Origin of the sequence: Burkholderia sp. Ac-20349, assembly GCF_017104865.1 — a bacterium.
Classification (GTDB): domain Bacteria; phylum Pseudomonadota; class Gammaproteobacteria; order Burkholderiales; family Burkholderiaceae; genus Burkholderia; species Burkholderia aenigmatica.
Map to the genome: position 1 here is coordinate 18328 of NZ_JAAGPM010000100.1, position 10752 is coordinate 29079.

Genomic DNA, 10752 nt, shown 5'->3' on the forward strand with positions numbered 1-10752 from the left:
CACGCGAGCGCCGCGATTCTGCTGTTTGCCGTATTTGTTTGCCGCGCTTGTTTGCCGAATTTGCTCCGATGACACGAACCCGTTCTACCGCTCCGTCTTCTTCCGGCCGCCCGGCGCGCCTGTCCGCGCTGCACCTCGCGCCCGATTCGCTCGGCTTCGCGCTCGACGCGGCCGCGCAGGCGGTCGATGCGGTGCGGCGCGGCACCGCGTTGCCGGCAGCGCTGTCGACGGTATTCGCGCAGATGCCGTCCGGTGCGCAGGCACTCGGGCGCGGGGCGACGCAGGACGTCGCGTATCGGACGATGCGTCGCCTCGGCAGCGCGGACTGGCTGATCGGCCGGCTCATCAGCAAGGCACCGTCCGCGCACGTGCACGCGGTGCTCGCCGGTGCCTTCGCGTTGCTGCTCGACCCGCCGGACGAGGCCGCGTATCCGGCGTTCACGGTGGTCGACCAGGCCGTGACCGTGATTGGCGCACGCCGCGAATACGCGTTCGCGAAGGGCATGGTCAACGCGGTGTTGCGTCGTTTCCTGCGTGAGCGCGACGCGCTCGTCGCGGCGCTGCAGGACGATGTCGTCGCGCGCTGGAACTACCGCGCGTGGTGGGTCGATTCGGTGAAGCGCGCATGGCCCGACGCATGGCAGGCGATCCTCGCGGCCGGCGAGCGCCAGGGGCCGCTGACGTTGCGCGTGAATGCGCGCCGCGCGAGCGTCGACGCGTATCTCGATACGCTGCGCGCGAACGGGATCGAAGCGACCGCGATCGGCCGGCATGCGGTGCGGCTCGCGTCGGCGCTGCCGGTCGATCGCATTCCGGGGTTTGCCGACGGCGTCGTGTCGGTGCAGGACGCCGGTGCGCAGCTCGCAGCGGAATGGCTCGGCGCGCGCGACGGCATGCGCGTGCTCGACGCATGCGCGGCGCCCGGCGGCAAGACCGGCCATATTCTCGAACTCGCCGATGCGGAAGTCGTTGCGCTGGAAAGCGACGCGGCGCGTGCGGCACGGATCGGCGAGAACCTCGTGCGGCTGTCGCTCGAAGCGGACGTGCGCGTCGGCGATGCGGGTGCGCCCGACGCGTGGTACGACGGGCGTCCGTTCGACCGCATCCTGGCCGATGTGCCGTGCTCGGCGTCGGGCATCGTGCGTCGGCACCCCGACATTCGCTGGCTGCGCCGCGAGGCCGACATTCCGGCGCTGGTCGCGGAACAGCGCCGCATCCTGTCGGCGTTGTGGCCGCTCGTGAAGCCGGGCGGCGAACTGCTTTACGTGACCTGTTCGGTCTTCCCGGAAGAAGGGGAGTTGCAGGCCCGCTGGTTTGAAGCGGCCTGTGAAGATGCGGTACGATTGGACGCCCCCGGCCAGCTGCTGCCGGGCAGCATGCAGGGAGGGGCGACCGCCGGCGCACTCGACCACAACACCGATCACGACGGATTTTTCTACGCGCGGTTTCAGAAACGGTGACGATCAAACACCTTTTTCCACTTCGGCTCGCGGCCGTCCTGATGGTCGCGTTGACGCTGTGCCTGGCCGTCGTCCGGCCGGCGCATGCCGAGTCGATCGCCGTGCAGCGCGCGTCGCTCCAGTCCGACGGAAGCGGCTGGAGCCTCGACGCCCGCTTCGACTTCGAGCTGAACCCGAACCTCGAGGATGCCGTCAACAAAGGCATTCCGCTGTATTTCACGACCGACTTCGAGTTGAGCCGTGCGCGCTGGTACTGGTTCGACGAGCAGCCGGTGGCGGTGACGCAGACGATCCGCCTGTCGTTCCAGCCGCTCACGCGCGAGTATCGCGTGTCGACGGGCGGCCTGCAGCTCGGCTTCCCGTCGCTGAAGGACGCGCTCGCCGTCGTCCGGCACATCACGTCGTGGCACGTGATCGATCGCAACCAGGTGCGCTCGGGCGAAACCTACACGGCATCGGTGCGGATGCAGCTCGATACGGCGCTGATGCCGAAGCCGTTCCAGGTCGACGCCGTGAACAACCGCGACTGGACGCTCGGGTCGGACTGGAAGCGCTTCAACTTCACGGTGACCGAACGTGCTAAATAAAGTGCGCCGCGCGGCCAGCGGGAAGAGCCTCCTCGTTCGCGTCATCGTTTCGACCGTCGCGCTTACCGCGCTGCTGCTGCTCGTGCTGCTCGCAGCCGCGAGCGCGAACACCGAATTCTTCGACCGCTACTACTCGTGGCTGTACGCGACGAACATCGTCGTCGCCCTCGTGTTCCTGCTCGTGGTGCTCGGGCTGATCGGGATGATCGTCGTGCGCCTGAGGAAGGGCAAGTTCGGCACACGGCTGCTCGCGAAGCTCGCGGTGTTCTTCGCGCTGGTCGGCGTGGTGCCGGGCGGGATCATCTACATCGTGTCGTACCAGTTCGTGTCGCGCAGCATCGAGTCGTGGTTCGACGTGAACGTCGAGACGGCGCTGACGGCCGGCCTGAACCTCGGCCGCGGGATGCTCGACGCGTCGCTGTCCGATCTGCAGACGAAGGCGCGGCTGATGTCCGACCAGCTCGCGAGCGTCGATGCGAACACGAACGGCACGACGCTCACGCTGCTGCGGCTGCGCGACCAGTTCGGCGTGCAGGACGCGACGATCGTCGAGCCGAGCCGCGGCGGCTCGGGTGCGGCGCCCGACCTGCACATCGTTGCGCAGGCATCGGGCAATTTCGCGGCGCTGATTCCGGACGACCTGCCGACGCCGCTGATGCTGAACCAGGCGCGCGAACATGGCGCGTATGCGGCGATCGAGGGCGAAGTCGACGGCGACCCGCGCGCGCACGGCGCGAAGGGCGCGCTGCGGTTGCGCGTCGTGCGGCCGATTCCCGACGCAACGACGTCGCTGCTGCAGCCGGCGGAACGCTTCCTGCAGCTCACGCAGCCGGTGCCGCCCACCCTTGCCCACAACGCGGACGCGGTGCAGCGCGCGTATCGCGAGTATCAGGAAAAGGCGCTCGGCCGTACGGGGCTGCGCAAGATGTACATCGGCACGCTGACGCTCGCGCTGTTCCTCGCGACCTTCATCGCGATGATGCTCGCGCTCGCGCTCGGCCAGCAGCTCGCGCGGCCGCTGTTCCTGCTCGCGCAGGGCACGAAGGAGGTCGCGGAAGGCGACTACACGCCGAAGCGCGAGATCAAGACGCGCGACGAGCTCGGCTTCCTCACGCAGTCGTTCAACGCGATGACGCGCCAGTTGTCCGAGGCGCGGCTCGCGGTCGAGAAGAACCGCGTCGCGCTCGAGCATTCGAAGACGTATCTCGAGAGCATCCTCGCGAACCTGACGGCCGGCGTGTTCGTGCTCGACCGCCAGTTCCGGCTGACGACGGCCAATCGCGGCGCCGAGCGGATCTTCCGACAGCCGTTCAACGCGCTGATCGGCACGACGCTCGACCGGATCGGCATGGCCGCCGGGTTCGGCGCGATGGTGCGCAAGGCGTTCGCCGATCGCGAAGCAGCGTCCGACGGCGGCAGCGGCGATCGCGGCCACTGGCAGCAGCAGTTCGCGATTGAGGTGCCGGGCGAAGCCGATCCGCTGACTTTGCTCGTGCGCGGTACGCGCCTCGTGTCGACCGTCGAGGGGCAGGCCGACGATCCGCAGACGTCCGGTTACGTTGTCGTATTCGACGACATCTCCGACGTGATTTCCGCGCAGCGTTCGGTCGCGTGGGGCGAGGTCGCGCGCCGGCTCGCGCACGAGATCAAGAATCCGCTGACGCCGATTCAGCTGTCGGCGGAGCGGCTGCAGATGAAACTGTCCGACAAGCTCGACCCGCCCGACGCCGATGTGCTCAAGCGCGGCGCGACGATGATCGTCAACCAGGTGGCCGCGATGAAGCGGATGGTCGACGATTTCCGCGAATACGCGCGCACGCCGCCGGCGGTGCTCTCGAATCTGCAGTTGAACGAACTGGCGAGCGAGGTGCTCGGGCTGTACGGTGTCGGCGAAGGCAAGAGCGCGATCGTCGCCGAACTCGCGCCGTCGCTGCCGGTGATACGCGGCGACGCGACGCAACTGCGCCAGGTGATTCACAACCTGCTGCAGAATGCGCAGGATTCGGTCGCGGAGTCGGCGCATCCGCGTGTGTTGATCGAAACCAAGACAGTAGAATATGGCGATCCCGACGCCGAGGGCAAAACGCGCGTCGCGGTACGTCTTACCGTGTCCGACAACGGGCCCGGTTTTCCGGCGCGCATCCTGACCCGCGCGTTCGAGCCTTACGTAACGACGAAGGCGAAGGGCACGGGGCTGGGGTTGGCCACGGTCAAGAAAATCGTCGATGAGCACGGTGCGCGGATCGATCTGCGCAATCGCATGCACGGCGAGACCGTCGAGGGTGCGCAGGTGTCGATCCTGTTCCTGCAGATGGCGAGCGATGCGCCAGGCGCCGAATCGGGCGTGCAGGACGGGGCGGCCCCCGCCAAGACAAAAGCAAGTGAGCAGACAAAGGCAGCGTAAATGGCAACCATCCTGGTGGTAGATGATGAAATGGGCATCCGGGAATTGCTCTCGGAGATCCTCAGCGATGAAGGACATGTCGTCGAGGCGGCGGAGAACGCGCAGGCCGCGCGGGAATACCGGTTGAATCAGGCGCCCGATCTCGTGCTGCTCGATATCTGGATGCCGGATACCGACGGCGTGACGTTGCTCAAGGAGTGGGCGGCGCAGGGGCTGCTGACGATGCCCGTGATCATGATGTCCGGGCACGCGACGATCGATACGGCCGTCGAGGCGACGAAGATCGGCGCGCTCGATTTCCTCGAGAAGCCCATCGCGCTGCAGAAGCTGCTGAAGTCCGTCGAGCACGGCCTCGCACGCGGTGCGGCGCCGGTGTCCGCGAACGCGGCGGCGAAGGTCGGCGCGGGGCAGGCGGCAGGGCCCGCGGCGGTTGCCTCCGCGGCCGCGCTGCCGACGCTCGGCGAAGACATGGCTTCGGCACTGGGCCTCGCGGGCCAGACGGCCGCGATCCCGTTCGACATCCCGTTGCGCGAAGCGCGCGATGCGTTCGAGCGTGCGTACTTCGAGTATCATCTCGCACGCGAAAACGGCAGCATGACGCGCGTCGCAGAGAAGACGGGCCTCGAGCGCACGCATCTGTATCGCAAGCTCAAGCAGCTCGGTGTCGAGCTCGGCAAGAAGCCGTCCGAAGGCGCCGTATAAAATATTTTGCGAAAGTACTTGCTCAAGTGAAGAAGGGTCGCTATACTTTCTCTTCTTCGTTGGCCCGGTAGCTCAGTTGGTAGAGCAGCGGATTGAAAATCCGCGTGTCGATGGTTCGATTCCGTCCCAGGCCACCAGAATTAAAACCCCAAGAATCGGAAGGTTCTTGGGGTTTTTCGTTTGTGGTGGGGTTTGCGTGGTGAGTGGCAAGCGGAGTGGTGTGGGGCGGCTGCCCGGCAGCATTCGTGTGGGCATGATAAAATCCGTGCCCGCTCAATAACTTAGCGCATCGCTTCATGCGCACGGCAGGCTGCCAGCGTGGTGGCGCCGTGGCGCGCGGCAACGATGCCGCGCGATGGGCGGTATAAGCGCTCCGCCGCGTTCGCGGCCGATTGCGCTGCCTATACTGGTCGAGCCGGCCCAGGCCGGCACGCGTCGGGCCGCCCGGCGGCAGCCGGCCCCGGGGCGCAGCGCGACGCGAGCCTACACATTCACGGAGTATCACGGTGATTCGGACAGACGCTAAAGACGGCGCGCTCGTGTTGTTTTCCGGCGGGCAGGACTCGGCCACGTGCGTGGCATGGGCCCTCGAACGCTACCAGACGGTCGAGACGCTCGGTTTCGATTACGGCCAGCGCCATCGCGTCGAGCTCGAATGTCGCGAAGGCGTGCGCGAAGCGCTGAAGCGTGATTTTCCCGCCTGGTCGGACCGGCTCGGCGACGATCACATGATCGACCTGTCGGTGCTCGGCGCGATCAGCGATACCGCGATGACGCGCACGATCGAGATCGAGACGGCGGCGAACGGCCTGCCGAACACGTTCGTGCCGGGCCGCAACCTGATGTTCATGACGATCGCCGCGGCGATCGCCTATCGCCGCGGGCTGCGCGTGCTGGTCGGCGGGATGTGCGAGACCGATTTCTCGGGCTATCCCGATTGCCGCGACGACACGATGAAGGCGCTGCAGGTCGCGCTGAACCTCGGGATGGACACGCGCGTCGTGCTCGAGACGCCGCTGATGTGGCTCGACAAGGCGCAAACCTGGCAGCTCGCCGAACAGCTCGGCGGCGAGGCGCTCGTCGAACTGATCCGCGTCGAGACGCACACCTGCTACGTGGGCGAGCGCGCGGAACTGCACGAGTGGGGCTTCGGCTGCGGCGAATGTCCGGCTTGCAAGCTGCGCAAGCGCGGCTACGAGGCGTACCTGAAGGGCGAACGCGTGACCGAAGCGCCGCTGTGAAGCGCGCCGCGGCACGGTGAATGAACAACGGATTCCGATCCGGATTTTGATCGATAACGAGCGGCGCGAGCCGGACGAAGCACGATGACTTACGCGGTCAAGGAAATCTTCTACACGTTGCAGGGCGAGGGCGCGAACGCGGGCCGGCCGGCCGTGTTCTGCCGGTTCGCCGGCTGCAATCTGTGGTCGGGCCGCGAAGAGGATCGTGCGGAGGCCGTGTGCCGCTTCTGCGATACCGACTTCGTCGGCACCGACGGCGAGAACGGCGGCAAGTTCAAGGACGCCGAAGCGCTCGTCGCGACGATCGCCGGCCTGTGGCCGGAGGGCGAGGCGCACCGCTTCGTCGTCTGCACGGGTGGCGAGCCGATGCTGCAGCTCGACCAGCCGCTCGTCGACGCGCTGCACGCGGCCGGCTTCGAGATCGCGATCGAGACCAACGGCTCGCTGCCGGTGCTCGAATCGATCGACTGGATCTGCGTGAGCCCGAAGGCCGATGCGCCGCTCGTCGTCACGAAGGGCAACGAACTGAAGGTCGTGATCCCGCAGGACAACCAGCGGCTGGCCGAGTACGCGAAGCTCGACTTCGAGTATTTCCTCGTCCAGCCGATGGACGGCCCGTCGCGCGACCTCAACACGAAGCTCGCGATCGACTGGTGCAAGCGTCATCCGCAGTGGCGGCTGTCGATGCAGACCCACAAATATCTGAACATTCCCTGAGCCACGGCTTTTGACATCGTGCTGATTACCCGAAAACTCGAATTCGACGCGGGCCACCGCATTCCCGATCACCGCAGCCAGTGCCGGAATCTGCATGGTCATCGCTACGTGCTCGAAGTCACGCTGCGCGGCGATCTCGTCGATACCGAGGGGGCGCCCGACCGCGGCATGGTGATGGATTTCGCCGACGTGAAGGCGCTTGCGATGGAGCACCTGGTCGGCAAGTGGGACCATGCGTTCCTGGTCTATGCGCGCGACGACGTCGTGCGCTCGTTCCTCGAGCAGATGGCCGACCACAAGACGGTCGTGATCGACCGGATCCCGACCGTCGAGAACCTCGCGGCGATCGCGTTCGACATCCTCGCAAGCGTGTACGACGCGCACTACGGCGTGAACCTGCGGCTCGAGCGCGTGCGCCTGTACGAAACGCCGAACTGCTGGGCCGACGTCGAGCGCCAGCCCGGCCGCTGATCCCGCCTTCCGGGCAGCCCCGCCAGCCGGCGCGGGCTGCCTGCCGACGCCGCATCCCGCGGCTTCCCCGTCTCGCTCCCCGTCCGTTTCCACATTCCGCGTAACGCCGCGCTATGATCGTTGCGTGGCGCCGAAAAACGCAGCCGTGCGCCATCGCGCGGCCGGCGCTGTCAGATCGGCCGCCCACGGCCGACCAAGGTTCCAGGGCCCGGTCCTGGCGCCGCCGTGCTTCGCTGCGCGGCGTGTCGCGCTCCGCTTTGCCCGTTGCTTGTCCCGTTCGATTGCCGTTCCGTCCAGGAGGCCGTATCGATGAGCACGCTCACCAATTCCCTCAAACAACGCCTGCGCGACGGCGATGAGCCGCTGTACGGCCTGTGGCTGTCGCTCGGCAGCGACTCGGCCGCGGAAGCGCTCGCGCATGCCGGCTACGACTGGCTCTGCATCGACATGGAGCACGCGCCGAACGACAGCCGCGATGTTGCATCGCAGTTGCGCGCGATCGCCGCCGCCCATCTGCCGAGCGAGCCGGTCGTGCGCGTGCCGGCGCGCGAACCGTGGCTCGTGAAGCGCGCGCTCGATGCGGGCGCGCGCACGCTGATGTTTCCCGGTATCGAGACGCCGGACGACGCCGCGCATGCGGTGCGGCTGACGCGCTATCCGTCGCCCGAATCGCCGGACGGGCTGCGCGGTGTCGCGGGCATGGTCCGCGCGGCGGCGTTCGGCATGCGCCGCGATTACGTGCAGACGGCGAACGCGCAGGTCGCGGTGATCGTGCAGATCGAATCGGCGCGCGGCGTCGACGAAGTCGAGCGGATTGCGGCGCTGCCCGGCGTCGACTGCCTGTTCGTCGGCCCGGCCGATCTCGCGGCGAGCCTCGGGCATCTCGGCGACATCCGCCACCCGGACGTCGAAATCGCGATGGCGCGCGTGCTCGCGGCCGGCCGGCAGGCCGGCGTCGCGGTCGGCATCTTCGCGGGCGACACGGCGGCCGCGCGCCAGTATCGCGAGGCCGGCTACCGGATGATCACGCTGTCGGCCGACGTAACCTGGCTGTTGCGTGCCACGCGGCAGGCGCTGCAGGAGGTACGGTCATGAACGGTGGCGATGGCGCGTGCCGTGGGCGCGCACGGGGCGCGATCGGGGTGCGCGGGCAGGTTGGCGCGATGCTCGGCCTGTGGGCCGTGTGTATCGCGGCCGCTGCGCAGGGCGCGCCGCAAGCGAAGCCCGATCCGTCGCACGAGACGCAATCGGCGGTCGCCGACTACAACGCCGGCGACTATCGTGCGGCGCTGGTGCAGTTCCACGACGCGGCCGAGCGCGGCGACCGTCTCGCGCAATTCAACTACGCGATGATGCTGCTGACGGGCGAAGGCGTGACGGCGAACGTTGACGAAGGGCTGCGCTGGCTGAAGCGCGCGGCCGACGCGAACATGTCGCATGCGCAGTACGTGTATGGCCGGATGCTCGACGACGGCGAGTTCGTCGCGCGTAATCCGGCCGAAGCGCATCGCTGGTTCCTGCGGGCGGCGAAGCAGGGGCATGTGCAGGCCGAGCTGTCGCTCGCGAACCAGTTCCTCGACGGGCGCGGCACGCCGCGCGACAACCGGCAGGCGTTCGCGTGGTACAAGCAGGCTGCCGACGCGGGCGAGCCGACCGCGCAGTACGTGACCGCGTCGTTCTACGAGCGCGGCGGCGACGGCGTCGCGCAGAACCTGAACATCGCGCGCGCGTATTACGCGGCGGCGGCCGCGCAGGGCGACGAGACGGCCGGGCTGAAATTCAAGGAGCTGAGCGCGCGGCTGAAGGCGCAGGGGCCGGCATCGGGTGCCGGCGCGGAGCCAGGCGGGGCGCATGCGCCGCCGCCGTGAGCAGGGAAGCGCGTTGCGGCGCGGCTGCGTTCGACATGCGTGGACGAAAAAAACGGCGCCGAGGCGCCGTTTTTCGTTCTGCGATGGGTGCCGCGCGGTCAGCTCTTCATCAGCCGCCGCTGCCGCCCGACGCTCATGATCATCCCGATCGCGATGCCGAGCGTCGTGAGCGCGGTGCCGCCATAACTCATGAACGGCAGCGGCACGCCGACGACCGGCAGCACGCCGCTCACCATCCCGATGTTGACGAACGCGTAGACGAAGAACGCGAGCGTGAGCGAGCCCGCGAGCAGGCGGCCGAACAGCGTCGCGCCCTGCGCGGCGATATAGAGCCCGCGTGCGATCAGCGCCATGTAAAGCGTCAGCAGCACGAGCCCGCCGACGAGCCCCCATTCCTCGGAGAACACCGCGAAGATGAAGTCGGTGTGCTTTTCCGGAATGAATTCGAGGTGCGCCTGCGTGCCTTTCAGGTAGCCCTTGCCGAGCACGCCGCCCGAGCCGATCGCGATCACGGCCTGGATCGTGTGGAAGCCCTTGCCGAGCGGGTCGGAGGTCGGGTCGAGCAGCGTACACACGCGGTGCTTCTGGTAGTCGTGCATCAGCGGCCACTGCACTTCGGGCTGGCAGATGCGTTCTTCGAACACGGCGATCGAGCCGACCGCGATCACGCCCGCGACGAGCACCGGCACGATCAGCTTGAACGACAGGCCGGCGAGGTAGATCACGAAGAAGCCGGCCGCGAACACGAGCAGGCCCGTGCCGAGGTCGGGCTGCTTCGCGATCAGCCCGACCGGCACCAGCAGGATCCCGAACGCGGCGACGAAGTCGTACCAGCGCACCCCGCCTTCGCGGCGCTGGTAGTACCACGCGAGCATCAGCGGTGTCGCGATCTTGAGGATTTCCGACGGCTGGATCACGACGCCGACGTTCAGCCAGCGCTTTGCGCCTTTCTTGGTCATCCCGAACAGCGCGACCGCGACCAGCAGCGCGACCCCGAACGTGTAGAGCGGGACCGCGAAGCGCATCAGCGTGGTGGGCGGGATGTTGGCGATCACCCACATCAGCACGAACGTCAGCAGGATGTTGCGCAACTGGTCCTCGACGCGGCCCGGCATGTCGATCGCCGCGCTGTACAGCGTGACGATGCCGACGCACAGCAGCAGGAACACGATGAGGGCGCTCGGGCGGTCCGGCAAGCGCGTCCACACGACGAACGCGAGCAGGATCGCCGGGATGCCTTCGACGACGAACAGCCATTGCCAGCCGTGGAAGCCGAGCGAGCCGTCGAGTTCGATCAGCGCG

10 protein-coding genes and 1 tRNA gene are annotated in these 10752 nt (G+C 67.6%); 10 read left to right on the forward strand and 1 reads right to left on the reverse strand.

From position 1 onward, the window contains the following. Positions 1-68: 68 nt before the first annotated feature. From rsmB to G3N61_RS27130, 10 genes are all read left to right on the forward strand, one after another. Entirely contained in the window at positions 69-1460 is a 1392-nt protein-coding gene (gene rsmB, locus G3N61_RS27085; protein WP_205824029.1) for a 16S rRNA (cytosine(967)-C(5))-methyltransferase RsmB, read from the forward strand. Further along, a complete protein-coding gene (locus G3N61_RS27090) occupies positions 1457-2047 on the forward strand; it encodes a DUF4390 domain-containing protein (RefSeq protein ID WP_043184739.1) in 591 nt (196 codons plus the stop codon). Before rsmB ends, G3N61_RS27090 begins: the two co-directional genes overlap by 4 nt. After that, entirely contained in the window at positions 2037-4451 is a 2415-nt protein-coding gene (gene esaS / locus G3N61_RS27095) for a sensor histidine kinase EsaS (protein ID WP_205824030.1), read from the forward strand. Before G3N61_RS27090 ends, esaS begins: the two co-directional genes overlap by 11 nt. Then, on the forward strand, positions 4452-5153 hold the full coding sequence (esaR, locus tag G3N61_RS27100; RefSeq protein ID WP_043184737.1) for a response regulator transcription factor EsaR: 702 nt from the start codon (positions 4452-4454) through the stop codon (positions 5151-5153). A 61-nt stretch (positions 5154-5214) separates the two neighbouring features. Next, positions 5215-5290, forward strand: a tRNA-Phe gene (locus G3N61_RS27105). Between the two features lie 369 nt (positions 5291-5659). Next, positions 5660-6394, forward strand: a complete 735-nt coding sequence (gene queC / locus G3N61_RS27110; protein ID WP_043184736.1) for a 7-cyano-7-deazaguanine synthase QueC — start codon at positions 5660-5662, stop codon at positions 6392-6394. A gap of 84 nt (positions 6395-6478) precedes the next feature. After that, positions 6479-7111 carry a 7-carboxy-7-deazaguanine synthase gene (gene queE, locus G3N61_RS27115; protein ID WP_043184735.1) on the forward strand — a complete coding sequence of 211 codons (633 nt, stop codon included), beginning with the start codon at positions 6479-6481 and terminating at the stop codon, positions 7109-7111. Positions 7112-7129: 18 nt separating this feature from the next. Beyond that, positions 7130-7582 carry a 6-carboxytetrahydropterin synthase QueD gene (gene queD / locus G3N61_RS27120; RefSeq protein WP_089451443.1) on the forward strand — a complete coding sequence of 151 codons (453 nt, stop codon included), beginning with the start codon at positions 7130-7132 and terminating at the stop codon, positions 7580-7582. Between the two features lie 309 nt (positions 7583-7891). Then, positions 7892-8677 carry an aldolase/citrate lyase family protein gene (locus tag G3N61_RS27125; RefSeq protein WP_043184733.1) on the forward strand — a complete coding sequence of 262 codons (786 nt, stop codon included), beginning with the start codon at positions 7892-7894 and terminating at the stop codon, positions 8675-8677. Beyond that, positions 8674-9450, forward strand: coding sequence for a tetratricopeptide repeat protein (locus G3N61_RS27130; RefSeq protein ID WP_205824031.1), 777 nt, complete (start codon positions 8674-8676; stop codon positions 9448-9450). The genes G3N61_RS27125 and G3N61_RS27130 overlap by 4 nt, the downstream gene beginning before the upstream one ends. Positions 9451-9548: 98 nt before the next feature. On the opposite strand, the gene rodA is transcribed toward G3N61_RS27130, so the two are convergent. Further along, on the reverse strand, positions 9549-10685 hold the full coding sequence (rodA, locus tag G3N61_RS27135; protein ID WP_205824032.1) for a rod shape-determining protein RodA: 1137 nt from the start codon (positions 10683-10685) through the stop codon (positions 9549-9551). Positions 10686-10752: the final 67 nt, after the last annotated feature.